Origin of the sequence: Moorella sp. E308F (genome assembly GCF_006538365.1) — a bacterium.
In the GTDB taxonomy this organism is placed as follows: domain Bacteria; phylum Bacillota; class DSM-521; order Neomoorellales; family Neomoorellaceae; genus Neomoorella.
Genome location: NZ_BJKN01000003.1, coordinates 38,311 through 62,421, shown reverse-complemented (window position 1 = coordinate 62,421; position 24,111 = coordinate 38,311). Strand labels below are relative to the sequence as shown.

At 54.5% G+C, this 24,111-nt stretch carries 28 protein-coding genes and 1 pseudogene; 3 read left to right on the top strand and 26 right to left on the bottom strand.

Annotated features, from left to right (window positions below):
• The 4 genes from E308F_RS12930 to E308F_RS12915 all read right to left on the bottom strand — a co-directional run.
• The coding region (locus tag E308F_RS12930; protein ID WP_216364453.1) for an EAL domain-containing protein at window positions 1–486 on the bottom strand (486 nt) is incomplete at its 3' end.
• Window positions 452–766 (bottom strand): hypothetical protein, encoded by a 315-nt coding sequence (locus tag E308F_RS12925; protein ID WP_141265350.1) that lies wholly within the window; start codon window positions 764–766, stop codon window positions 452–454. The genes E308F_RS12930 and E308F_RS12925, both read right to left, overlap by 35 nt.
• 20 nt (window positions 767–786) lie before the next feature.
• The gene (locus E308F_RS12920; RefSeq protein WP_141265349.1) at window positions 787–1,044 is read right to left on the bottom strand and encodes a hypothetical protein; all 258 of its coding nucleotides are present in this window, start codon (window positions 1,042–1,044) and stop codon (window positions 787–789) included.
• Between the two features lie 106 nt (window positions 1,045–1,150).
• A complete protein-coding gene (locus tag E308F_RS12915) occupies window positions 1,151–2,197 on the bottom strand; it encodes a ParM/StbA family protein (RefSeq protein WP_141265348.1) in 1,047 nt (348 codons plus the stop codon).
• 83 nt (window positions 2,198–2,280) lie between these two features.
• On the opposite strand from E308F_RS12915, the gene E308F_RS12910 reads away from it, so the two are divergent.
• Entirely contained in the window at window positions 2,281–3,414 is a 1,134-nt protein-coding gene (locus E308F_RS12910) for a beta family protein (protein WP_141265347.1), read from the top strand.
• Here E308F_RS12910 and E308F_RS12905 read toward each other — a convergent pair.
• From E308F_RS12905 to E308F_RS12865, 9 genes are all read right to left on the bottom strand, one after another.
• Window positions 3,359–4,384: a sce7726 family protein gene (locus E308F_RS12905; RefSeq protein WP_141265346.1), complete on the bottom strand. Its 1,026-nt coding sequence runs from the start codon at window positions 4,382–4,384 to the stop codon at window positions 3,359–3,361. The genes E308F_RS12910 and E308F_RS12905 overlap by 56 nt on opposite strands.
• A gap of 136 nt (window positions 4,385–4,520) precedes the next feature.
• The gene (locus E308F_RS12900; RefSeq protein WP_141265345.1) at window positions 4,521–6,179 is read right to left on the bottom strand and encodes a hypothetical protein; all 1,659 of its coding nucleotides are present in this window, start codon (window positions 6,177–6,179) and stop codon (window positions 4,521–4,523) included.
• Between the two features lie 17 nt (window positions 6,180–6,196).
• The gene (locus E308F_RS15950; protein ID WP_172613947.1) at window positions 6,197–8,116 is read right to left on the bottom strand and encodes a hypothetical protein; all 1,920 of its coding nucleotides are present in this window, start codon (window positions 8,114–8,116) and stop codon (window positions 6,197–6,199) included.
• A 53-nt stretch (window positions 8,117–8,169) separates the two neighbouring features.
• Window positions 8,170–8,715, bottom strand: coding sequence for a copper amine oxidase N-terminal domain-containing protein (locus E308F_RS12890; RefSeq protein ID WP_141265344.1), 546 nt, complete (start codon window positions 8,713–8,715; stop codon window positions 8,170–8,172).
• A 47-nt stretch (window positions 8,716–8,762) separates the two neighbouring features.
• Window positions 8,763–9,161, bottom strand: coding sequence for a HEPN domain-containing protein (locus tag E308F_RS12885; protein ID WP_141265343.1), 399 nt, complete (start codon window positions 9,159–9,161; stop codon window positions 8,763–8,765).
• The gene (locus E308F_RS12880) at window positions 9,148–9,507 is read right to left on the bottom strand and encodes a nucleotidyltransferase domain-containing protein (RefSeq protein WP_253260491.1); all 360 of its coding nucleotides are present in this window, start codon (window positions 9,505–9,507) and stop codon (window positions 9,148–9,150) included. Before E308F_RS12880 ends, E308F_RS12885 begins: the two co-directional genes overlap by 14 nt.
• A 422-nt stretch (window positions 9,508–9,929) precedes the next feature.
• Window positions 9,930–10,310, bottom strand: coding sequence for a hypothetical protein (locus tag E308F_RS15945; RefSeq protein ID WP_172613946.1), 381 nt, complete (start codon window positions 10,308–10,310; stop codon window positions 9,930–9,932).
• A 61-nt stretch (window positions 10,311–10,371) separates the two neighbouring features.
• On the bottom strand, window positions 10,372–10,854 hold the full coding sequence (locus E308F_RS12870; RefSeq protein WP_141265342.1) for a hypothetical protein: 483 nt from the start codon (window positions 10,852–10,854) through the stop codon (window positions 10,372–10,374).
• A gap of 26 nt (window positions 10,855–10,880) precedes the next feature.
• Window positions 10,881–11,420: a pilus assembly protein TadG-related protein gene (locus E308F_RS12865; protein ID WP_141265341.1), complete on the bottom strand. Its 540-nt coding sequence runs from the start codon at window positions 11,418–11,420 to the stop codon at window positions 10,881–10,883.
• 269 nt (window positions 11,421–11,689) lie between these two features.
• Between E308F_RS12865 and E308F_RS12860 the strand changes: the two genes are divergently transcribed.
• Complete coding sequence (locus E308F_RS12860; RefSeq protein ID WP_141265340.1) at window positions 11,690–12,481, top strand: hypothetical protein; 792 nt, start codon at window positions 11,690–11,692, stop codon at window positions 12,479–12,481.
• Here E308F_RS12860 and E308F_RS12855 read toward each other — a convergent pair.
• From E308F_RS12855 to E308F_RS12815, 9 genes are all read right to left on the bottom strand, one after another.
• Entirely contained in the window at window positions 12,462–12,932 is a 471-nt protein-coding gene (locus tag E308F_RS12855; protein ID WP_172613945.1) for a TadE/TadG family type IV pilus assembly protein, read from the bottom strand. The genes E308F_RS12860 and E308F_RS12855 overlap by 20 nt on opposite strands.
• Entirely contained in the window at window positions 12,920–13,393 is a 474-nt protein-coding gene (locus E308F_RS12850; RefSeq protein ID WP_216364554.1) for a prepilin peptidase, read from the bottom strand. Before E308F_RS12850 ends, E308F_RS12855 begins: the two co-directional genes overlap by 13 nt.
• Before the next feature lie 70 nt (window positions 13,394–13,463).
• Window positions 13,464–13,682, bottom strand: coding sequence for a hypothetical protein (locus tag E308F_RS12845; RefSeq protein WP_141265337.1), 219 nt, complete (start codon window positions 13,680–13,682; stop codon window positions 13,464–13,466).
• A gap of 57 nt (window positions 13,683–13,739) precedes the next feature.
• Window positions 13,740–14,621: a type II secretion system F family protein gene (locus tag E308F_RS12840; protein WP_141265336.1), complete on the bottom strand. Its 882-nt coding sequence runs from the start codon at window positions 14,619–14,621 to the stop codon at window positions 13,740–13,742.
• A gap of 19 nt (window positions 14,622–14,640) precedes the next feature.
• Window positions 14,641–15,513, bottom strand: a complete 873-nt coding sequence (locus tag E308F_RS12835) for a type II secretion system F family protein (RefSeq protein ID WP_141265335.1) — start codon at window positions 15,511–15,513, stop codon at window positions 14,641–14,643.
• A complete protein-coding gene (locus E308F_RS12830; RefSeq protein WP_141265334.1) occupies window positions 15,500–16,753 on the bottom strand; it encodes a CpaF family protein in 1,254 nt (417 codons plus the stop codon). Before E308F_RS12830 ends, E308F_RS12835 begins: the two co-directional genes overlap by 14 nt.
• Window positions 16,753–18,009, bottom strand: coding sequence for an AAA family ATPase (locus tag E308F_RS12825; protein ID WP_141265333.1), 1,257 nt, complete (start codon window positions 18,007–18,009; stop codon window positions 16,753–16,755). The genes E308F_RS12830 and E308F_RS12825 overlap by 1 nt, the downstream gene beginning before the upstream one ends.
• A gap of 33 nt (window positions 18,010–18,042) precedes the next feature.
• Complete coding sequence (gene cpaB / locus E308F_RS12820) at window positions 18,043–18,633, bottom strand: Flp pilus assembly protein CpaB (RefSeq protein ID WP_172613944.1); 591 nt, start codon at window positions 18,631–18,633, stop codon at window positions 18,043–18,045.
• Window positions 18,626–18,877 (bottom strand): hypothetical protein, encoded by a 252-nt coding sequence (locus tag E308F_RS12815; protein ID WP_141265331.1) that lies wholly within the window; start codon window positions 18,875–18,877, stop codon window positions 18,626–18,628. Before E308F_RS12815 ends, cpaB begins: the two co-directional genes overlap by 8 nt.
• A 95-nt stretch (window positions 18,878–18,972) precedes the next feature.
• Here E308F_RS12815 and E308F_RS12810 point away from each other — a divergent pair, with 95 nt between their 5' ends.
• Window positions 18,973–20,535 carry a recombinase family protein gene (locus E308F_RS12810; protein WP_141265330.1) on the top strand — a complete coding sequence of 521 codons (1,563 nt, stop codon included), beginning with the start codon at window positions 18,973–18,975 and terminating at the stop codon, window positions 20,533–20,535.
• A 44-nt stretch (window positions 20,536–20,579) separates the two neighbouring features.
• On the opposite strand, the pseudogene E308F_RS12805 reads toward E308F_RS12810, so the two are convergent.
• From E308F_RS12805 to E308F_RS12785, 4 genes and pseudogenes are all read right to left on the bottom strand, one after another.
• Window positions 20,580–20,684 (bottom strand): annotated as a pseudogene (locus tag E308F_RS12805) (hypothetical protein); the annotation flags it as partial.
• A complete protein-coding gene (locus E308F_RS16595; protein ID WP_253260476.1) occupies window positions 20,672–22,240 on the bottom strand; it encodes a recombinase family protein in 1,569 nt (522 codons plus the stop codon). The gene E308F_RS16595 and the pseudogene E308F_RS12805, both read right to left, overlap by 13 nt.
• Before the next feature lie 581 nt (window positions 22,241–22,821).
• Entirely contained in the window at window positions 22,822–23,073 is a 252-nt protein-coding gene (locus tag E308F_RS16960) for a pyrimidine dimer DNA glycosylase/endonuclease V (RefSeq protein WP_216364553.1), read from the bottom strand.
• 455 nt (window positions 23,074–23,528) lie between these two features.
• Window positions 23,529–24,065, bottom strand: coding sequence for an HTH domain-containing protein (locus tag E308F_RS12785; protein WP_141265329.1), 537 nt, complete (start codon window positions 24,063–24,065; stop codon window positions 23,529–23,531).
• Window positions 24,066–24,111: the final 46 nt, after the last annotated feature.

Genomic DNA, 24,111 nt, shown 5'->3' with positions numbered 1-24,111 from the left:
GTAACGGCATACCTCCAGGGCCTGGGCCAGCAGCAGGCGGCTAGAAACATGGCAGTCGCAGCCCCGCACCAGGGAACGATCTATTTTTACAAAATCAGGCCGCAGGTACAGGGCCGCCCTAAGCTGGCCTATATCCGGCCCCACGTCGTCTATAGCTATCCTGGCGCCATTCCCGCGCCAGGCACTTAAAGTACCCGTTAATTGCTGTATATCCCTTAAGCCATACTCGGTTAACTCGATGACTAGCCGTGGATTCGCATAGGCGCCGGCGTCAATAGCAACCAGCCCTGCCGCCGTCACGTTAACGCTTAAGTACCCCTCCGGCGGGTAGCCGCCGGCCAGGGCGGCCAGAAAGCAGACCGTATCCAGCTCGCCCAAAAGCCCCCAGGCCGCGGCGCTTTTAAAGAGCCGCCCCGGTTTGGCAAGAATTCCCTCACCCCGGACCAAAGCCTCATACCCCCATAACCGCCCGGACGTAAGTTCCACTATCGGATGGTAGTAGACCCGTATCCTTTCGGGGTGCCTTATTACCGCTTCGACGTCGCTTTTTTTGAGCAAGGGAATCACCTTCTTTCCGCCAGGGGCTGTAGAGTTTCCACTTGCTGGCGAAGTATTCTTCTACCTTTTCCATCTGGTCGGGACCGATATAGTAAACCGTCACGGGCGTCTGCCCGGGCGGCTTTAAAACGATAATTTCGCTCTCAGGTATAAGGACCAGTTCTGACACCTGCACGTGCACCGGTACAAACGGGTTCTTCTCCCCCACCTCTGGCCACCACCTCTCTTTTAAAAATCAAAAACTCCCGCCAGGGTTTCCCGGAATTTGATAGGGTCAATTTTCTTCCCTTCCCCATTGTCAGCGCCTGAAGCAGAAGGAACAGCCCCCCGCTCTTCCAGCTTGGCCAACCTTTCTTCTATGGCCGCCAGGCGCATCCCCAGGTCCAGCCATTCCCGGGCCACTTTTGCCCTGATGCGGGGCGGGTAACGGAATACGGGATGGTTTTGTGGTAACTGCAAATTAAGGCGTTTCAAGGCACCGGACAATATATTTCACCTCGTTTGTTACAAACAAAGAATGCTATGTCCTTACATACTCACTATTGTTACAAAATCTCTTTTAAAACCCCTGTTGTATTAGCAATTGCAAGGCTTAATCATTGTTACAAACCATCTTAAGATAACCCATAGCATTGGCGAATAGCGGTTCCTTAGCCACCCGCGCCCCCGGCAAGGCTCGCAGAAGTTCTTCTCCAAACAGGCAGGCCCCGCCGCCGGCGAGGAGCGTCAGAGCCACAAACCCGGACCGACCGCCCCAGGCGGCCAACACCCCCTGGGCGATAGCCTGGGCGATATCGCGCCTGGCCTTTAGTAACTTTTCCTCAAGATGGATATCCTTGCCTGCATAGTGAATGGGCCGCCCGGCTAGTGCGTCTTCAACAACCTCCTGGTACATGGACGGGGCCAGAGGGGCGCCCGTCTGACGCTGGAACTCGGCCGCCAGGGCGCGGTGCAGGAGGTTCACGCCAGCCTCCAGGCTGCCGCAGACCTCCGGCAGGGGACGGGGGACACCATCACCCCGGTCTTCAAAGAGCAGGTAGTCGGTGGTGTATGTTCCCACATCGACCACTCCCAGATAACCATTCCCGGGCAGGACTACATCCCCCGCCAGCACCACCCCCGCCCCCTGGGGGAATACCAGCACCTTGCCGAAGCTAATATACCTCTCTTCCCCACCGTCCACGCTCACCCAGGCCGCCAGGCCCTCCAGGCGCTTCTTCAAAGCGTCCTTCTGGGCGCGGAAATAGGCCAGGGGCAACCCCACCGCCAGGTCAACCTGTTTGGGAAATGGTCCTTTATCCCCGGCGCCCGCCAGGTAGGCGGCCGCCAACAGCATCAGATCATGGAGGGATGCAGGTTTCTCCCGGCTTAAGGTGGCAGTGGCCGCCAGGGATCGCAGGGCCGCCTCGCCGACAAGTTTTTCCTCTACCTCCCCGTTAGCCTTCCGCACCCGTACCCTGTGGCCCGTCCCATCGTAAAACAAGCCACTTAGGGGGTCCTCAATATAAGGCGCCACTACCGAGGGAAAGGAAACCCTGGCCACCGGCGAAACCGCCTTGACGAAACCGTACCCCACGTCTACCCCCACGGCCTTGACCGGGGCCAGGCCAGGTTGGTTATTAACTTGAAGTGCCAGCATAAAACCACGCTCCTTTTTCTTTGGTTGAATAAAGTCCTTCATAAAAAAAGCCAGGGCAGCAATATGCCCTAGCCACCATAAATATGAGATTACACGACAACAATCGACCATTTTCTTTAAATATATGTGGTATTATTGTTTATAAAAATTTTATGCTGCAATTAGGGGGATTGCCATCTATGCCAGAGTTTTATGTACCCATTCTTAAATGGAAAGAAGGAGAACGACTGGCGTTGCGTAGGTTGTCGGATGAAGCCAAAAATAACTTATGCCCTGTACTAAATATTATGAAGGAGACCAAACCAGATAGTTTCGCAAGTGAAATTATAAAAAATTGGGGTGAAGGGCGGCGGTTTTACCTTGATTTTCACCCTACCTTTAGAGACGACTTAAATGATTTTATGGAAGCAGTATTGACCGAGCCCGAAAGCTCTAAGCTAGCTATAATACCGGTTATTTCAGCAAGCAAACCTATAGAGTATTCTCAATTAATACGCGAAAAAGCTAACATATTCTCTAACGGTATTGCCTTGAGGGTGGGCATTCAGGAACTTGAGGACGTAAATAACTTTGAGGAGCGATTATATAAAGACGCTGGAGCTGATAAACAATCTATTGATTTAATTGTTGATTTGGGAGAAATAGTACAATTGCCTCAAGACGTTATAAAATCATTAGCTACTGTTATATGCTTTATGCTTACTCAAATAAAAGCTTCGGATTTTAGAAATGTAATTGTGGCTGGGTCCTCATTCCCTGAAAGTTTGAATGTTCCTCAAAACAAAATATCGTTATTGGAAAGAAAGGAATGGATATTATGGAAGGAAGTCCACAACAAACATTCATATGTTAAGTTTGGAGACTATGGACCGGACGATCCACATGATCAGGAATACGATCACAGCATTACTATAATACCAACCATTAGATATACCTCAGAAAATACATGGTATATTGTCCGTGGAATTCGCGATCCAAGAAACCCTTATGATTATACACAATTTCACAGCCTATCACAAAAACTTATTAATATATCAGACATCTTCTGTGGTAAAGATTTTAGTTGGGGAGATATGAAAATTTATGAATGTGCTAATCAAAAATGCACCGGCTCTAATAATTGTAACCATGGAAATATGAGAAGTTGGGTACCGATTAACACTAATCATCATTTAACGTACGTTGGGCATCAGGTCGCCATGCTTGTCTCTTCTTAAGGCATTCTCTAACATATGCCTTAAGTTCTTCCAGCGGAATATTTTCCGACACATAAGCCCAAAGTTGAGCACGTGTTAGTCTCTTTATTTCTTTGCCCACATTATAGCGCATAACTAAATCCACAAGCTCATCTTTCCAAAGAAACTGGGCCAAGGAAAAGGCGTCAATATTAGCATTGCTTTCTGGTTGACGTATTTCTGTTATGGTAATCTTACCTGAAGCCTCGCAGCTTGCTACCTTAATTCCCCACCAAGGGGGTATTAGGGTAGCAACTTCTTTTAAATGACTAATACCAGTAATAATAGTAATAGTATCAAACACTCGATTATATATCTTAATTTGCCCTGGTAGTCTCTCCAGGGTATCTCGATCACTTTTTATCTCATAGCCATGCATAGCACCATTAACCAAGGCTATATCAATTCGGGCTTCCCCTTGGCACACCTTTAACTCGTGGACTATCATAGTGCCCGGTTCTTTACCATATTTTTTTATGAGGCTATCGCTAATCTCCTGCCTAATTTCCCTGTCGTTTGTTACCATAATGGCTTTCTCCGTTCCGGCAAAATGCTCCTTCTCAGTAGTATTATAACTCATTTCTATGCTAAAGTGCCCCCTTTTTTTGGAAAGCCACAGTGAATCTGCCCCCCGACGACCCAATCGAAAGATCATATGACGCAATGAATTTAGCCTCTTACCAGGATCTGCGAGGCAACAAATTAACATCCCCCAAAAAGCTATAAGAAGTCCTGGCAAAGAGAAAAAGCCTCTCAGCTTAATTAAGCGGATGGCTTCAATTTTAAAACCCTGTGTAAACAGCAGGACTGCAGCTATTAGCACGAGGAAAAACGTGAATACATCCAAAAAGAGTAACACCCAAGAAGAATACCAGAGTATGCGGCATAAAGCTTTAGTAATAAAACGCCAGGTATCTTTTCGATCTACCATGGCTGGTTTTGAAACTTTCATGCGTCTACCCCTACGGCCCTGACCGGGGCCAGGTCCGGTTGATTGTTAACTTGGAGTGCCAAAATAAAACCTCGCTCCTTTTCTTCTTAAAGCCTCACTACACAAAAAAGCCGGGGTCTTTCGCCCCGGCATCAGCCTAATCGTCAAAAATAGCGTCATACCTGTTGTATTCTGCGCTTACTTCCATCAACTCCAGCCGTCCAGCCAGGAAATGGATGATATTGTCCCTGATACCAGGATCTACGTATTGGGCAAAGGTTGCCAGTTCTTCGGGTGTCATTACCTCCTCGAAATCAAACATGGTTACCCTCAGAGAAGGCATGAATTCCCTCGACCAGTGCCGCTCTTTATTGTAATCCTCGCAACCGGCCACGGCGTTGATGGTGACATCCGTCTCTAGTATTTGGGGATAGTATATGCCACCGATACCGTTAAACACGCTCCCAGCAATCACTCTTGGGCTGAATATTCTTTGCCTTTCCCAGATATTTTTCTTTTTATTCACAAGCTCGTAGTTGTCCTGGGTGAACTCGGCATATAACTCTCCTGTTTCCCCGGGTGGGACGGGGCCGCCCGACGCGCTTCCCGGCATGATCACTTTTTCCCAGTCGCCGTTAATACGTTGCCGGGTGACCAGTTTCAGGTTATCAAACCTGGCAATAAAGCCGGTATTGTTAATCACCGGGATTCTAGCCTTGTAATAATAGCGGTATACGTCAATCTTATCGCCGTCTTCGTCCCGCCCGCTGGCGATTTTATCTTTATTGCAAACGCTAACCGTAGCCCCTTCGGTTTTATAATATTTACCTTCCACTGGCCCTACAGCCCGCAGATTGTCGATATCCTCCTGGGTGGCCGGGATCGGCAACGGCTCACCCTCAATTGTGCCGGGCACGCTTACATCCACCCTCGTCCACCGGTAACCAGGCACCGTATCATACTCCGGATGCCCTACGCGCCAGTTGCCCGGGTCATCCGGCACCCACCGCATCACCTCTTTGAAAGCCGGTTGCAGTATAAAAACCTTTTGAGAATCACGCTCGTCATACCATTCCGGGCTGCCAAAACTTAATCCCCTGAAGTCGGCATGCCTGGCCACCACATTGCCGTCGGACGCGCGGGGGTCTTCCTGGTATTTCGGTGGGGCGTAAGGGTCGTGGTTTTCCTCAACCCTGCCGTAAGCGGTGATGTACGTCGTCTTGAAACTGCTAGATCCTGAATTGGCCTTGGCCCCTTCCGGTATTTTGAGCAGCACGTATTTGGTCTCGCCCGCGTCCAGGTATATCTCGCCCGACCACTTGTCCCCGTTGGCCATAGTCAGGTTGACCTGCGCCGTGATCGGCCACTCGTTGGGGTTGTAGACCGGCACTATCACCTGCCGCCAGTCTTCAGAAAGCGTCGTGCCGTAAGGGTAATACACCATTTCCGGGTCTTCCGTGCCCCGCCTTATCGACAAAGTCGTGTCCCTGTATATGAGGGGGAAGAAATAAGGCGGGTAGAGGTAGCGCTTGGGCTGGCTGTAGTCTATATAGTACGTCTCGTCATAGCCGTCCAGCACCGTGGCCTCTTCCGCCACGTACTTGCCGCTGTTGACGTAGGCGTATCCCGTCTTTTCGCCCGTGTCCGGGTCGCACTCGATTAGAAACTCGGTCCCGCCGTATGCCGCCCAGAAGCCGTAAGCCTTCGTGCCGTCGGCCAGGGTCTCCCACCCCGCCTCTTCGGCCCCGGCGCGGCCCGGAAAAAACGCCGCGGCGAGCAGCAAAAAAGACAGCGCCAGCAGTTTTTTTAGCTGCAATCGCGTTTATCCTCCTTTCATTCTCCTTCTCCCGTGAACGGTATCAGCCGCACCCGGATTTTCGGCTGGCTCTTGTTAAAATACACCGGCACCTTTTTCACTTCCGGCACCCATATCCACCGGGTCTCTGTCCGGTAACGCGGCACCAGTTTTTTCACGTAAGGGTAATATTCGGCGTAGTTGCTTTCCGTGCTCGGCTCCGTGTTTTCGTTTACGGCATACGTTTCTTCCACTTTGTTGTTGTCATAAGTGGTCTCTTCCACCAGTCCCTGGTCTGCCGCGACCCTGAATTTTCCCGGGTTCCACTCCCCGTCGTCGTAGAAGAGGTTGACAGTCGCTATAAAGGTTTTTGTGCCGACCGTGCCTGAAGTGACTTTTGTGGTCCATGTCAAACTGCCTCCCGGCTCGAAGTAGGCATACTTGGAATCGCTCAAGGAACATCCTGTGTCCTTGCGATATAACCGCAGCTGGGCGTACCCGCCTACGTCGAAGGTGGACCGGAAAGACGCCTTTACCGTGTATTCCGTGCTGGCGGTCAAGGCGCCGGCCATCTGGCTGCCGCTGCTGCTGTACAAAATCACGCTGCGGGCTATGAGGTCGCCTTCGCCTTCTTCCTCCTCTTCTTCATCGCCGCTGCCGCTTGAACCGGAAGAGCCGCCGCTGGAAGAACCGCCGCCGCCGGAAGAATCGTCCTCCGGGGAACCGCTTATGAGGCTGGTGGCCTTGACGTTGTTGTCGTAGTAATACTCCATAAACGCGGTCATGCCCGGCGGCACGCTGTCCTCGTACAAGGGCTTGTACGGCTGGCCCGACCACCTGCCGGGGTTGCTGCCCAGGACGCTGCCGGAAGCGCTGTACGGGGCGTTGATGGTCGCGATCAGGCGGAAATCCTCGCCGACAGGCGCTGCGAAAAATCCCGTCAGGGTGACCGCGCCCGGCGTGCCTTTGGCCACGCTGGCGCGGGGCACGCTCACCGTTTTGCTCGCCACCAGGGTGGGGAACGAGGCGCCGTCCGGCCAGGCGTACAGCTCGAACAGGGCGTTGTGGGCCTCGAAAGGCGAGAGGTTTTCAATAACCACGCCGTAGGCGGCCATGCCGTCGCTCCCCGGCGTCCCCGCGGCGACGGACGCCACCGAAAGGTCCGCGGTGAAGGCCACCATCTTGAACTCGCACCCGCCGTCGGGCATCAGGAATTGAAGGCCGCCGGAAAACGACTGGTACATGCGGTGGAGGAAGCCTATCGCCCCCTCTTTGGTGAAGCTGTAAAGGTAGATAAATTGAGGATTCTCTCCTATCTCCGGCAGGCTCTCATGGTAATACACCGGCGTGAAATCATACTCCCCGTCGTTGATCGCTGCCACCCATTGGGTGCCGCTGCCGCTGTCGCCCATGTCGAGGGGGCTGGTAGCCGAGGCGCTTGTGGGGTTGGACGCGGCTTTAAAATACGTGCCGTAGTAGTTGTGGTAGAATATGTCCCGGACAGCAATGCTCCCCTGGTTTTCCCCGGCGTCCGTGACGTTGTAATAGCCGCCTGTCTCGGGCCATTCCAGGGCTTCCAGCCAGGTCTTCAGGTCCTCCGGGACAGCCGCGGGATGCATGAAGCCGTACCCCGCCCCTATGTCCAGCCCGCCCGTGGAATAGTCGATAGGCGCGAACAGCATGTCCGGCGCGAAGCGGTCTTCTTCCGGCAAGTCGACCATCTGCGAGCTGTTAGGCCACTCGTCCCCGCCGTATTTCCCCACGAGCAAGGGGTGCACCGAGTAAAACTGGAAGAACGCCCCTTCGGTGTAGGCGTATTTTAGCCCGTACGGGCCGGCCGTGGTGGTGGCCCACGCCCCGGCTTCCCGCGGCGCCGTAAAAGCCGCAACCGTTATCAATGCGAGAGAAACAAAAAAGGAGAGAAAAACTCTCCCCGCCGCCTTCTTTTCCAGGCGCATAGTTTAGGCCCCGTCGCAATGCGCCGGGGCCGTTCACCTCCTTGGGTTTAATGTTATTCTTTTTTATAGTGAAAATATACCCCTTTGTCGGCCCCGCCCCTATAAGTAACCTCGTACCCGAACGCCTCGGCCACGAACCGGGCGGGCAGGAACACCCTGCCGTCCCTGATGACCGGGGTGACGTCCATCTCTTGAGGCTCGCCGTTGACGTAGAGGATATTGCTCCCCATCTGGAGCTTCACCGTGGTGCCTTCCAGGCTGATGGTGACGGTCTTGGTGGCTTCGTCCCACACTACGTCCTTTTCCGAGGCGCCCATCCCCTCGGCCAGGTAGCGCACGGGGATGTAGATGCGACCGTTTTCGACGAAGGGGGCCACGTCCATCTCGCGGTTCACTATCCCGTGGTTGACTTCTTTATTTGGTGTCAAATATGCGAAAAGATTGTAATCTATCACAAACGTTACATTCGAATTCTTCGCCTCCGCAATTCCCCCGGCCGCCAGGAATACGGCCGCGGCCAGGAGGAAAGCGGCAACAATGTTGAGGTTGCGGGTCACGGTATCGGCCTCCTTTATTTTGAATTTGGACCTGGGAAGCATGTTACCTTCCTCCTTCGTTACATTTAACGGAAATCAGAAAACGCCACCTACCCGTTTTGCAAAGACCTGGAAACGTTATTATATATAACTTCCGCTATCTCGATTGCTCTTTGAGCATCTTCTTTTGTCGCACCTGCGGTGTCTCCAGGATAACGCCCTTCAGTAACCCATCCGCTCAACCATTCCAATCTTATGTTGTAATATGTTTCTTGTTCCCCCGGCGGCAATAACCCTACAAGGTAGTCAAGATCATGCCTGTAAGCGAACCTTATCCCCCGGTGGATTAAAAGGGCTTTTAAACTTTTTTCGGCGCATTGCTGCGATAAATAACAAGCCAGATCAAATTCCGGTTCTTTATCATAAAAAAGCATCTTCGCCACCCGCAGGTCCCTTCTCGCCCTATCCTGCCATTTCAAGGCTTCTTCTTTCCTCTCACTGCTGTTCATAAAGCACCTTCCCTTCCGCAAGGGCAGGATGGTAAACAGTCCACCAGGCATCTTTATACTTGTTTATGTCCTCCGTGCTAGCAATTACAATATCTTTAGGGACATTAAACTCCCGTAGTTCCTTCCTGATGGCTGCTTGTATCTCCCGCTTTTGTTCCCGCGTGCAGTCCATGATAACCAGGATGTCAACATCGCTGTCCGGCCCGGCTTCACCCCTCGCCCAGGAGCCAAAAACTATTATTTTTTCGGGATTAAACTTCTCCTGTATACGTTTAGCCATAGAATAAACTATTTTTTCATTCATGAATGGTCCCTCCCGGGCCAGAAGTATTGAAGGTGTTACCATTTCAGCCACCTTCCTCACCTCCATTTTACCCCAGGCCTGCCAATTTATCAATATAACCGGCAGCTCGCCCCGACCTCATATCTCCCCATCTTTTGCCACCCCTTATCTCTTATCCAGGCCTCCAGCCTCAAGCCTTCCGGCCTTAACTGTAAAACTTGCCGCCCGGCCGGGAGGCAAGGGCAGCCCAGCACTCAATTTTTTTGAGTGCTGGGCCGGGCCGAGGAATAGCGGACTGAGCGAAGCGAAGGAGCATATGCCGCAGGCCGCACCCTTGCCGTTACGGCCGGGGCGGCGGTACAATGCAAAGGCAGCCGGAAGGCCTTAAATCAAAGCGGCAGGGGCGCTTAAAAAGCGCTCCTGCCGCCTGCCGCCTTATCTATCCAAACCGCCGCGATGCCGGGCCGTTGACACGTAGCAGGGCCCTACCTGGCCTTGCCGTAAACTTCATCCCCATAGCCGTCCGCTATGCTGTTTAGGATCTTCCTGTTTTTTCTCACTTCCGCCAACCCGTCCGCTTTTTCCCGCACCGCCGCCAAATTCCGGAACTCAACCTTCGCGGCGTCCTTTAAAGGAACCCACACCAGGGAAATAAACCAGAAGCCCATTTTGAGGATAAGAGCGTTATAATACACATCGCCGCTATGCCGGGAGTAGACGGCCGCAGCTACAAACCCTGCCGCGCCCAGGCCAAAAACGAAGGGGGCTGATTTCCAGCAGTAAAACAAAGGCAAAAGCCATGCCGGGAATTCCAAAGCGTCATTCCATAAAAAAGGAATTTTCTCCTGGAAATAAACCTTCCACACAAAATCCCGCCTCCCAATTCATAAAATGCTCTCAATGCCCCGCATTGAGGTTTTGCCTGCATCACTTTTTCTGCCCCTGCGCCTGGCCGGCTTCAGGGGAAGGTAAGGCATCGCCGCCCTCCCCGCCTTCCTGTATTTCCTCTCCCGGCCGCGCCGGCCTGTACAGGGCCAGGGCCTCCCCGTCTTTGGCCAGGACGCTTACGGCATCGCCCGGTTTAAACCATTTCGTGACGCCAGCCTTCCCGTCTTCGTCTATGAAATTCATCCCCACCTGCAAGGTGGCGTCCTCACTCAAAGATAGGGTCAACTCCTGCCCTATATCCCCGCCGCCGTCTTCAACTTTAAGGGTAATTTTGCCCGGCTCTACCGCGGTCAAAGTCCCCCGCCGCACCATCCTGTTCATCTCTTCTTGTTGTTTTTTGGCCATCTCAACGGCTTGCTTTTGAGGCTCGACGACGTATTTGTAATACCCGCCGCCGAAACCGGCGGCTGCCCCCGCGACAAAAGCCGCCGATACCATCAACGCCACGATACCCTTCCGCATAAAAAGACCACCTGTCCTTTCTTTTTTTAATCCGATTTCACTACCGCCTGTCCCGCGCCCCTGGCGCTGACCGGCGCCTCATAGAAAGACCTGTCGCCGGCCATCAGGGCCGCCGCCGCGCCCGCCCAGGGCGTCCTGACCTTCGCCCTTGCTTCTGCCACGTACGCGTCTTCGCCCTGCTTCGCCCCCGTGTAACCGCTGCCCTCGTCGAACTCCACCCCGGCGCTTGTGTCCAGCAAGCCGCTGTTGGCCCGGAAGGCGTCCCGCGCCTCGCTGGCGGCCAGGGCTTCATCCTGGATAACCGCCTGCCATTTCGTGACCGTCTCCTCCACTCCAGTAACGTTGCCGCCCGCATCCGTCACCGGATGGTATTCCACCTCCACCACCGGCACAGCCGTCATGGCCCCGGCCAGCGCCGCCGCGTCGACCGCCGTCTGCAGCCCCGCCTTGACGAAATGGGCCCGGCTGAAGTCGACAGCCAGGCCCCAGGCGAAGATTATCAAGGGCATCATCAGAGCCATAAAGAGGGGCAAAAAACCCTCCTCGCCGCGCAGCCTGCCAAACATCACTCCACCTCCCGTTTAAAGAGGAATTTCCATAAAAATGCAGAATTAAAAGCATATTATTCAAGCAACCTGTCCAGGTAAGAATAGTCCGCATGTTTTTGTATCCATAATGATAGGAGCGTGTAAAAGAATAAAACTATAAAGCCGCCGCCATACCAATATTCATTATATAAATCCTCAACAATAACAGCGTAGGAAGTCCTGATCGCCACCAATATGATAAATAGCCGGGAAAACAGCCAAATTCCCCGGCCCGGAGGTATCATAAAATGGCACACCATCGCTGCAATGGCCATATAGCAGGCAATCCGCAATCCCTTTATAAACAGGCATATAAGCAAGCATTGATGGCAATCCTCCATATTATCTTTACCATCATACATTTGCCCTTTTCGGCCATTGGGGTCATTGCAAACCTCTTCGGAATAACAGGTATTTTTTTCTGGGTAGCCTTCCATTTTATTTTTATCCATTTCTTTCATCCCCTTATCTTTATCTTTTTTAAAAACAACTTTTCCTTACAACCGCCTTTGCATTTCTGTTTAATTGCGCCCTGGCTTTTTATATTCGGGTATTTAATCCTTACAGAAATCATTAACTTTTTGATTCGCATGGCAAGCGGAACAAAATATTTTCGCCTCTACTTATCATCGCCATTATGTTATTACTTCGCCCTCAAATTTCTAACCGCAGGAAATGTGAACTTACACCTCCCCCTGAATAGTCTTTACCTGGAAGTCCACTTGCCACTAGCCTGTAAATATAAAAGGAACCCTTACCTGAAAGATGCGCTTGTTGAAGACGCCAGGCTGCTGCTGCTCTTCCTTTCAAAAACAAAATTAATAAAAGGAGCTATAATCTACGGCTATACTCCTTTGGCGGTTGGCGGCTTATTAAAGCTTGCCGGCGCAGGCGTAAAATGCACTTCAATTCCCACATTGATCGACCCCGGAAAAGCCGTGACAATACGCGGCACAAAAAAACAATTTAACTTTTACACCATAATTTACAAAAGAAAGGAAACGCCTGCCCTGCCAAACATCACTCCACCTCCCGTTTAAACACCGCGTACCCGCCCACCGTGATGTACCGGTCCAGGAGAGAAGCCCTGCGGTTCAGGAGTCTGGGCAGTCCCGGCACCGCGTTGGGCAGGTGGTAATACACCCAGGCGCGGCACCAGGTCCCGTCGTCCTCAAGTATTACGTCCGGCCGTTCAGGGTTAGGCTGGTCCGGGTCAAATGCCTTGTGGGGTTCTCCCGCCCTGGTCGTACCGGCCCTGGCGCCGGTGTACAGGCTGGACTGGACCACCTCCGCCGCCCTGGCCCTGGCCTGCTCCTCGGAATGGGTAACGGCCAGGGTGCGGGCCGCCTCGCGGGCGGCGCTGATGCAGACGCTCGTGGCGTTGGCCCTCATGCTGTAGACCAGCATCCCGAAGATGAAGAAGAAAATGACCCCCACAAAAAGGGTGAACTCCAGGACGTGCCCTTCCTCGCCTTTCTTCAGGACAGCCACCCCCAAAGCACCGCCGCCGCCACCCCGGCGGCGAAAAAAGGCGCGAAGGGATATTTTTCCCCTCCCGGCGCCCGGCCTGCCAGGGCCTGCGGCGCGGCGTAAACTTGCGATTTCGCCCAGCGCAAAAAGTTTCCTTTCCGGGCCTCCCGCCAGGCAACCCATAAAGCGCAATAAACCGTCCCCAGCCAGGCCCCCAGCCCCGCCTGCTGGAACCCAATCAGGGAGGCGGCCGCCGCGCAGAGCTTGGCGTCCCCCATGCCCGCCAGGCCCAGCAGCACAACCGGTAAAAACAAAAGAAAGCCTGCCGCGGCATCCAGCAGGGCCGCTTTCCACCCCGGCCCCGCCAGCAATACCCCCAGGGCGATGGCCGGCAAGGTATACACGTTTGGGATTTTAGAAGTCTTCACATCTTTAACCCCGGCCGCCGCCAGGAGGACTAGCAAAACAACGTGCTTAACCAAACTTGTTATTTTTCCCACCCCCTCCTGCTAGAAAGAAAAAAGGGCGGGATTAAAACCCGCCCCCCGCCGGCTATTCGCCGTTGATCCCGGCGCTCAAGTAATCGCCCGTCTGGGAAAACGTGTCATAAGCCGGGTCTTTGACGTACCTGTTGTAGCCCCAGATAAACAGCCCAACCATAACCGCCGTGATAGCCACCCACTGGAGGACCCCGCTGTCATCAGCCAGGATCTTTAAGGTGTTTTTTAAGCTTCCGGCTGCATTTTTAAAACCCTGCTTGAACTTCACCATTATTTATGTCACCTCCTTTCACAGGTGATTGGCCGGGATTGTCTCACCCCCTTTCCCTCAATGCCATACCTCCAAAAAATTGAGGACCATGGCCCCCACCATGAAGATTGAGCCGGAGAGGACCACCGTGACGGCGATGACCATGGTGATCCATGTTTCCGCCTTCTGGACGGCGCTTATGCTCTCCGCCTCCCGCCGGGCGTCCAGGGACCGGGCCAGGGTTTTAAGGCCGGCGGCAAGGCCCTCGCCGCCGTACCTCTCCGCCGCCGCCAGCTCGGCGGCCAGTTCGTAAGCCTCGGGGATGTCGATGTTGGCGGCCATGTCGTGCAGGGCCTCGCTCAACTTCCGGCCGCCCCTTTCGACTTCTTCGACTACTGCTTCGATCTCCCGCGCCAGGGGGTCATGCCCGGCGTTGGCGGCCATGTCCTTGAACATATCAAGGATCGACACCCGCCCGGCGGCCCCCACCGCCAATTGACGGATGAAATACCCCAGGCTGCGCCGCATCCGGGCCTGGGTCCTGCCGGCCGAAACCCGCACCCACAAGAGGGGCAGGCCCACGCCGGCGCCCAACACCATAAGGCCGGGCAAGGCCCCGGCCCCCAGGGCGCGCCCCAGGACCAGGGCGGCAATCCCGGCCAGGCCCGCCAGGAAAAGCAGCCCCTGGAACTCCCCGGCGGCAAGGCCGAAGGGCGTCCCCGCCAGCCTCAACATCAGGGCCAGGCGCCGGCTGCTGAAAAGGTCCGCCAGCGCCCGGGGCACGTAACCTTGCGCCTGCCGCCCGGCCTCCCGCAAAAAAAGGCTGATGCGCGCCTTTAAAGGCAGCGCCGCCCTGCTCCTCCTCTCCACCCATTCAGCCAAAGGGTTGCGCTGCCGCCAGGAAAAGAAAGCCGTGACCAGGCAGAAAACGCAGGCCCCCGCCAGCAAGGAGTAGAACATTCCGGCCACCTCTTTCCTCTCAGTCTTCCATACCCGCCCGCCTTAAGATCGCCAGTACCAGCGCCCAGCACACGGCCAGGCTCCCCACGGCAACGGCCAGCATCGTCCGGCCCCGGGCCGTCTCCACCATAACCCGGTAATCGTCGCCAAAACTAAAGTAAAACCACAGGAACATGGCCACAGGGATAACACTGGCCAAAAATCCCTCAAACCGGATGCCGGCCGTCTGGGCGTGGGCGCGGCGTATTCTCGCCCGCCGCGCCGCGATCTCGCCGGCGCAGGCCTCCAGCAGGGAAAGGCTGTCCTGCCCGCCTGTCCGCCCCAGCATCCGCACGGCGTCGGCCAGCATCCAGGCCTCCGGCATGTCCACCCTGGCCGCCAGGCGCCCTACCGCCTCGACGACGCTGCCGCCCCGGCTCTCTTCCACCACCCGGCGGAACTCGCCGCCCACAACCCCTTTCGTTTCCCCGGCGGCGTAGGCGAAGGCCTGGACTAAAGACGCCCCGCCCCGCAAGCCCCGGGCCAGGGCCCGCACCCCCGATCCTAATTCGTTGGCAAAGTCCTCCCGCAGTTTTTTGCGGCGCAGCTCCTCTAAAAGCCGTGGAAAACAAAAAAACCCGGCGGCGCCGCCGAGGAACAGGGCGAAAAACGAACCGGCAACCATAAAGCTCAAAGCCCCGGCAAGCAGGGCCCCCAGGGCCGCGGCCCCGGCCGCCGCGCCGTCTTCACGGCGCCTGCCCGCCCGCATCCGGGCTTTGAAACTGGCCCGCCAGGGCTTGCGGCGCATCTGTTCCAGCCGTTCCGCTATGGGGTCGCGCCGCCGCCGGGCGAAAAGCCCTGCCGTTAGCGCAACGGCGGCCAGGAAAGCCATGACGCCGCTAAACAGCAGCATTGCATCCCACCGCCTTCCAGTTGCGATAGGGCCGCTTGACTCTAAGCAGTTCCAGCCCCCTGCCGCCGGCACTTACCAGCTTATCACCCTCCAGGCGGAACAAAGGCTCGATCACCGTCTTCCCGTCCCACCCTACGGCGGCTATCTCCGCCACTTTGCGCTCCCGCCCGGACCGGGCCATCTGCACTACCACGTCGAAGCTCAAGGCCGTTTTGCGCTCGATAGCCCTGGCGTCCCCGTAAGAGCGCCCTTCTTCCGACTGCAGGACCATGTCCGGGAAGCGCAGGGTAATGGCTTCTGACGGGGTTTCGGCATGGAAGGTGGTCATGACGCTGTGGCCGGCGGTGGTTGCCGTGAGCACGTAGTAGGCCTCCGCCGCCCGGCACTCGCCGATGATGTCCCAGTCGTGCTGGTGGCGCAGCTGGGCTTTGAGCAGCGCAGGCAAGGAGATCTCCCCGCCGCCTTCCACGTTCGGGAATTTAGCCACCAGCCGCCGCACGTCCCGCCGCCGCGGGAACTGCAGCTCCGCCACTTCCTCGGTGGTAGCCAAGGTCTTGTCCAGGGGGATCAGGCAGGCTAAAGCGTTCATCATGGTCGTCTTCCCCACCCCCACCGGACCGGTGACGGCGATATTCAGCCCTACCTCTACCGCCAGCCGCAAAAACGCCGCGGCTTCCCGGGTCAAAGTCCCCCGCCGCGCCAGTTCCTCCAGGTCCAAAAACTCCGGGAACTTCCTGATGCCTAAAAAAACGCCGTTTAACTCCACCGGGGCGATGCCAGCCGTCAGCCGGGACCCGTCCGGCAGCTGGCAGGTCACCAGGGGGCTGTTCTCGTCCAGCCTGGCCCCGGCCAGGCCCACCAGGCTTTTTGTGATGTTCAACAGGTGGTCCATATCCCGGAAGCGGACCCCGGCTTCCATAATCTCCCCTTCCCTTTCCACCAGCGCCTTGTCCGGCGCGAAGACCTGGATCTCCGTGACCTTGGGGTCGCGGAGCAGGTCATACAGCGGCCCGTAGCCCATGACGTCCAGGGCCAGTTCCCGGGCCAGTTCCCTCAACTGGCCCATGGACATGTCCGGCCTTATGCGTTCCAGTTCTTCCCGGAAAACCCGCTGCAAGTAGTCCCGGTGGCTTTCCGGCCGGCGCAGGACCTCCCGGTTCTCCCGCCGGATGCGCATGATAGCCCGGTAGCGCGCCTTTTCCAGCAGGCCAGGCTCCAAAGCAGCGTCCCTGCCCGCCATCAAGCCTCACCTCCCCGCGCCGCAGCCGCCCGGCGGCGGAAAAGCCCGGCCACATGCTCCCAGGGCCTTTTTTTGTCGCCCGCGCCGGCAAACTCCCGCCCCATGAGGTTGGCAAGCATCAGCCCGGCCGCCCGGCTGAAGTCGCAGCCCGGGTACGCCAGCACCACGGGTTCGCCCCGGCCGGCGGCCCGGTCTACATGGACGTCCTCCGGCAGGCCCGGCAGCAGGAGGGGGATACCCATATGCCTGGCAATATCTCCTAACTTGTACCCTGCTCCCCTCCCCCGCCGGTTCAGGACCAGCCGCAGCTTGCCCGGGTCCAGGCCCCATTTGGGCGCCAGTTCGTCCAGGTCGTTCTTGATGCTCTGGATGGTGGGCAGGTCCGGCCGCGCCACCACCAGGATAGTGTCAACCGTAGAAAGCAGGTAAGGAGTATAGTTGTTCTCCTTGCGGACAGCCGTGCCCATGTCGTAAATCACCGTGTCAAAGTACGTTGACAGCCCGGCATGGACCTTTGCCATCAGCCCGGCGGTGACGTATTCCTCGTCGGTGGCCCGGTTGGAGCGCGGCAGGAAGTACAGGCCGCTTCTCTCATGAACGAGCAGGTATTCCCGCACCGTATCCCAGCCAACGCTGTCTTCCGGCGCATCAAGCCAGGCCGGCAGGGTCACCCGGGGATTCGGGCAACCCAGCCAGTAGCTCAAGTTCCCGCCGTCGGCGTCGGCGTCCACCAGCGCCACCCGGTAATCCTTCCTGATCTCCCGGCCCCGGACGGCCAGGAGGGCTGCCAGGGAGACGGCCAGGGCCGTCTTGCCCACACCGCCCCTGGTGCTCCACAAAGCAATAGATACTTTTCCCCTTTCATCCCGGCAGCTCCCCGGCTTCTCCCCGGCCCGGGCCGAAGGCAAAGGCGCGGGCCCTTCCCTGAAACCGGCATCCTTTAACGCCGCCGCCACCTCCGCGGCAGCATTATTAACGGATACCAGCACGATGCCCCGGGCGGCCATCCGCCGCCACAGGGCCATATCGGCCAGGTCTTTATCGTCCACGGCCAGGAATACCCGGCAACGGGGGTACCTGGCCGCTATCTCTTTGGCCAGTTCTACCCCGCCACCACCTGGAAACCCCACCACGGCCACCGTATTGTCTTCCAAAACCAGGTTCTGCGCCGCTTCCAAACCCGTAGCCGCACCGGCCACCGGCAAAGGCCCGGCCCACCCGGACAGAAAGGTTTCTACGAATTTTTCGTCTCCCAAAACAATCGCTTTTTCCAGAACTACCCCTCCTCCCTACTCGCCCAGGAGGGCGAAGGATATTGCAGCGCCCCCGGCCAGGGCCTGCTGGTACCTGCCGTTTTCTTCCGGCGTAAGCCCTAAAATGACGCCTTTGTCGTTCACCGCCAGGACCGGGGCCGCGCTGGCAACCACCTCATGCCTGCCGCCTCCCGCATCTTTATGCCGGGCTATGACCTGCACCTTGTCCCCGGCCTGCAAAGCGCCGGCCAAATTCGTCTCTATATCGACCTTTACCGCGACGGCCACCAGGCCGGGGTATTCGCTCAAAATCCCGCTTATCCCCGCCTTATCGGGCGGCAGGAGCATCGATGCCCGCATGACCGTCCCTGCCGGGATAAACCCCCTGGCCACCTGCCCCACCGCCTGGCTTACCGAAGCCAGGGCGTCTTTGTACAGCGCCGACCGGGGCAGCAATGAAACCGTCAGGTCCCCGGCCGCCAGCGCCCGGCGGCCTTCTATGTCTTTTGCCGCCACCACCGCCGGGACCGCGCCGACTTTCTGGTTGACGGCAGTCACGGCGCCGAACGCCGCCAACCCGCCGCAGATTAGGCCTATCAGCAGCATCAGCCGGTAGTTCTTAAACATCGCTATCCCCCCTTGCCATTCTCCAATTGCCCCAGGGTGCCACCACCAGTTCTCCGTCATCCAGCTTTACAAGCAAATTCCTTGGTCCCGGCCCCCTGGCTCTCGCCTGTACGGTCCCGGCCTGGCCATACAGCGGGTGACTTTTTTCCCGGTTCACGTATCTTACCCGGTAGTTCTTACCGATAACTGCTTTCCCTGGCTGAATAGCGGGATCTGGATCAGGAAGGATTAAGTCAGAAGCCATATAACCGCTCCTTTCGAGGTATTTGCAAAAAGCAGGAATATTTGGTTACATAACGAAATATAACTCATACCAAAAAACAAAAGGAAGGTTTCTACATGTACCTCCCTGAAGATGCAACTATAAACAATATCGTTTGCTACCTCCGCCGTTCCCGGCAGGACATAGCCCGGGAAAGGCGAACCGGTGAGGATACCCTGGCAGCCCAAAGGAAATTAATGGTTGACGAACTGGAGAGGCTTAAAGTCCCGTATGATATAGCCGAGGAAATCGGCTCCGGGGATAAAATAGAAACCCGCCCCGTATTCCAACAGGTAATTAAAGAACTAAAAGAGGGTAAATACGACGCCATAGCCGTCAAGGAGATACCCCGTCTCGGCAGGGGCACTTATACCGACATGGGCCAGATTTATGATCTCATTGTAAATAAACGTATTTTTATCCTCACCCCCTTTAAGACGTATGACCCGCAAAACAGCGCCGACCTCCGCCAGATTCGGTTCGAGTTGTTCCTGGCCAGGGAAGAATTTGAAATGACCCGCGAACGCTTAATCGGGGCCAGGTATACATACGCCAAAGAAGGAAAATGGGTTGCCGGCTCGGTGCCCTATGGTTACCGTTTAAACCAGAATACCATGCGCCTTGAACCTTACGAAGAGGAAGCCAAAGTAGTAAGACTTATATTTGATCTTTTCAATAACGGGTTGGAGGGGAAAGAGGTATCCCACAAAGCAATAGCCACTTACCTTACCCGCCTTGGCATTACCAGCCCCGGCCGGGCTGCACGTTGGAATTACCTTTCTGTAAAGCGAATAATAGAAAATGAGGTTTATATCGGTACCGTGAAATTCCGCACCAGCAGGAGAGTTGAAAACAAGTATTATGAGCGGCCCGAATCAGAATGGATAGTTGTGCATAATGCCCACCCGCCCATAATAGATAAAGAAACCTGGGAAATAGCCCAGGCAAAAATTAACCTCAAAAACGCCAGCCGGCCCCATGTAAAAATGGATTTTTCGCCCTGCGAACTGGCTGGCCTGGTCATCTGCGCCAAATGCGGCAAACACATGATAAGGCAGTTAAATATCCAGCATTACCGCAAAAAAACAGGAGGAACCAGCGTCTATCACAAAGAATTCTTATTCTGCCCTAATGGGTGTGGCTTTGTAAAATACCGGGATGTAGAGGCAAGTATTTTAAATTACCTGGAACAGCTAGGCGAATTTGATACGCAAAAGCTAGTAGAAATGTTTAATGAGACCTATAACGCCCAGAAAGAAGCGGCGGCCACCCTGGACGTTGCCGAAGCCATAGAACAAAAAAAAGCTGAACTCAGGCGCAGGTTGAACTTTATCTGCGAGAAATATGAAGCAGGCGTCTACGACGACGAGACTTTTTTAGAACGCCAGCAGGAAATAAAAAGGGAGATGGCCCTTTTAGAAAATATCCCGCAAAATAATAAAGCCCCGGACAATGCCGAGCGGGAAATGGTAACCCTGAAAGAAAACATCAAAACCTTCCTGGCAGCTTATCATGCAGCAAAAGACAAGACGGCAAAAAACAATTTGCTACGCGGCCTTATCTCGGCAGTATATCTCACTAAGACAGGCAAGGGCAAGTTTAACCTGGAAATATACCCTTTATTCTCATTCAGGAAGTAGCTTCTCTAAGGGATCGGCTATTGGTGGTATGAGGTAACTGACTACTCATCCGCTGAGATCAAAGCAAAACGGCCGGCTTTAAAGTTGCCCTCCTGGGAGAGGCTGAGGAGATTATACAGAAATTTCTCATCACATTTTAGCATTTCCTGTTAGTCTTAGAACCATACAACGCCATTTCCGAACCTGGCCCAAACCTGTACTGGATGACTACCTTGGACCGACGCTTTCCATCTTCCTCGATAGTATAAACGTCAATCCGCTTAACCAGGGCCTGTATGATTTCGCCTTTTTGCTCATCAGTTACGTCCTGCAGACGTTTCGCCAGGTCCTCCATAAGAACCTGGGCGGTGAGGGCTTCCGTTTCAAACTGCTGGGCCGATTGCTGTTTGCCAAAAAGAAAATCTCGCCTGGCTACCAGGGTCTCAATCTCCCGGCCCAGGTTTTTTAACTCCTCCTCGGCTTCTTGGTCCGAAATTATACCCCGGGCACAGAATGATAGCACCTTGCCCCTGGCCGCCTGCTTCTCGAGGATTGCCTTCTCTAGCCCCGCCAGCTCATCTTTTACCGGGTCCAATTTCTGCTTGTTCTCTTTAATTTTAGCCTCCATAATTTCACGGACTTTTCCCGGATCCTTAGCAAACTCCTCAATATCCTGCCAAACGGCTTGTTCAATGTCCCTGGCCCGGATCATCTTCGCGTTGCATAGCCGGCCAGCACCTGTGTTTATGGCGCCGGTGCATCGATAGTAAACCCGCCCCTCTTTACTCATACCCGAACTGCCGACCATCCGCCGGCCGCAGTTGCCGCAGAAGATAAGCCCCCGGAGCAGGTAATTACGCCCCCGGCTTCCCCGGGCGGCGTCGGCGTTTTCTATGAGCTTGGCCTGGGCGGCAACAAAATCATGGCTAGAAACTATGACCGGTACCGGTATCTCTATGGTATCCTTCCTCCGCTTAGACCGTTTAAGGTAGGTATAGGTTCCCGTGTAGGCCTCGGTCCGGAGGATAATAGAAATATGGCCGGCGTGCCACTTCCCGGTGCTCTTATTCTTCGTTCGCTTAGATTTGGCCGGGGTAGGGATGCCGCGGGCATTGAGATATTTGGCGATGTCAATGGTGCTCATGCCATCAAGGTAGAGGCGGAAAATCAACCGGATCGTCTCGGCCTCATCTTCATAGACCTCCAGGGACCCGTCGGCCCCGATCCGGTACCCGAAGGGAGGCATCCCCGTAACCCATTTTCCCTGGCGCGCCTTTCGGTCTTTGCCCATCTGGGTGCGTTCCAGGATAGTATCCCGCTCCAGGGCTGCTATGCTGGCGAGAAGGGTCATGAAGAACTTCCCGGTCGGGGTGCCTGTATCGAAGGCCTCGGTCATACTTTTGAGGGCGATACCCTGCTTCTCAAGAAGATCATATGTATCCAATACATGCTTTACACTCCGGGCCAGGCGGTCCAGCCGGTAAACGTAGAGCACCTGAAACTTTCCTGCCCGGGCATCGGCCACCAGGCGAGCTCCTGCCGGTCGGTCAGGGAGGGCTACAGTCCCGGAAACCCCTTCATCAAGGTAGAATTCCCATTCCGTTATTCCAGCCTCTGGCCCATGGAGGTCCAAGTATTTTTTTGCATATTGGACCTGGCCTTCAATTGTCCCTCTCTCGGCCTGTTCCTCCGAAGATACCCGGCAATAAATCGCTGCTTTAGCCATCCTGGTGCCCACCCGTTACCATTTTATGCCTGTTTTTGGACAACTCATGCCTTGAATATATTATACCAATCCGGCACCGGGGAGGGTGGCCCCATGGAGATGGAAATAGAGAGGATTTATTCTGACGATCCGGCTGATTGGGAAATTGTAGCAGAATTTATTATAAGGTTTATTAGGCAATTATTGAAAGCCGGGGCATAAACCCCGGCTAGTTCTTTTCCATGGCGTTAGGACCATCTTGACTAAAAAGGAATGGACCCGAATCCACGGTGTAGATATACCTCAATATCTCACCGGATCCGGGTGCCTATAGTGCATGCAGACTCCATACTTTGTCCCACCTTCTTTACGTTCCGGAGGGCACTTTTCAACTATAGGGCAGTTTTCGCAACGATGGATTCTTCTGTCCTCCACTTCGCCGATCCGGCCACAGTTTGGGCATTCAGGGGATTCTAGTTCTTCGTGAACGTAGGTGTTTCCACAGCGGCAGGTTCTAATTATTCGGCCTATTTTTCTTATCACCAGTGGTAGTATTCCGCGGTAGGCCCTTCCCTACACATCGCAATCACATTGTTTGGACCTTAGAATTGCCTTTTGTTCTTCAGGTGTATTAACATACTGATTTTGCAGGGCGCTACCCGTTGCCAAACGAATATCAAGGGGCTGCAATGGCTATAGCTCCTACTTTTCATTTCTTTTGCCAGTTTTTCATGGCGCAAATAAAGGGCTTTCAGCTTCCCCCGCCATCTCAAGGTTTCGGGGTGCCTGGAATAACCTTTCTTGCCTTGGGTTAGTATTGTCCATAAGGCATGTAGCTCTCTGTGCTTCCCCAAAAGATAGCACCAGGGACCAAGGATAAGGGGTTAATCCTGCTGATTAGTCTCAATATTAGTCTATCATGGATAGACTAATATTAGTAACGTTTATTTTCGTATTTTGTTGGGTATAATAAAAGCAGGATTAGCCAGCATAATCCTGCTTTCCTTTAGGGACTTAGCTTAGGGCTTCTTAGTTCCCGTTTTAGTTTCTACCCAAATCGGGAATGCCCTTTTGCCATAATCCCTAGCGTAAATCCTGCGACCATTTCGCAGGGTGATCCACGCTCGGAAAATAAGCATGGCTTGCTACCATCCTTTCTCCGACGGGGATACCCTTGCCCTGGACGCCAGTATGGGTTATAATAATTGTTGGGGATTTTATTTATTATAAGCTGGCCCCATAACAGGCTGTCCATCGGCTCGCCGTCGGACACCAGGGGCAAGGTCCAAGTCGCAGGTTGGCTTGGCCTTTATTGTTGTATTACTTCACTTTTTTCATCTACCCCTTCCGGTAAATAAGGGCTTTCGTTATTTACATCTGTAACATCGTTCTCAGGTTTTATAGTATATGTGCCTTTTTTAACTCTTATAAAACGCTGATCCCGCACCAGGTAATTCATAATATTTCTAGCTTGATTACCAGGTACTCTTATACCCTTACTGTTTAGCCTCTTTATAATTTCTTCATAATGCAAGGGATTAGGCAATGCTTCCCGCAACACTTCTTCGATTGCATTAGAAAGCTCTTTTCCAGATAGCGGCTTCATATCAGCAAAAACTTCTTCAGGATCGTCCAGTAACTCTTCAACTTGGTTTTCGGGAAGACTAATTGCGGAAGTTTTTCCCGAGTTAGTTTCAATGAACATGCGAAGACTTTTCATTTTAGTCTCGGCTAATTTCTTTTTATTTATTAGCTGTTCAATTTGGAATTCTAACGAAGCTATTTCCTCTTGTAACTCCTTAAGAGCCTGTTCAGCAATAGAAGCTATTTGTTCCACGGCTCCCACGTCACCAACACCTCCTTGTTTGGCTTTTATGGATTAATTTTCCTCT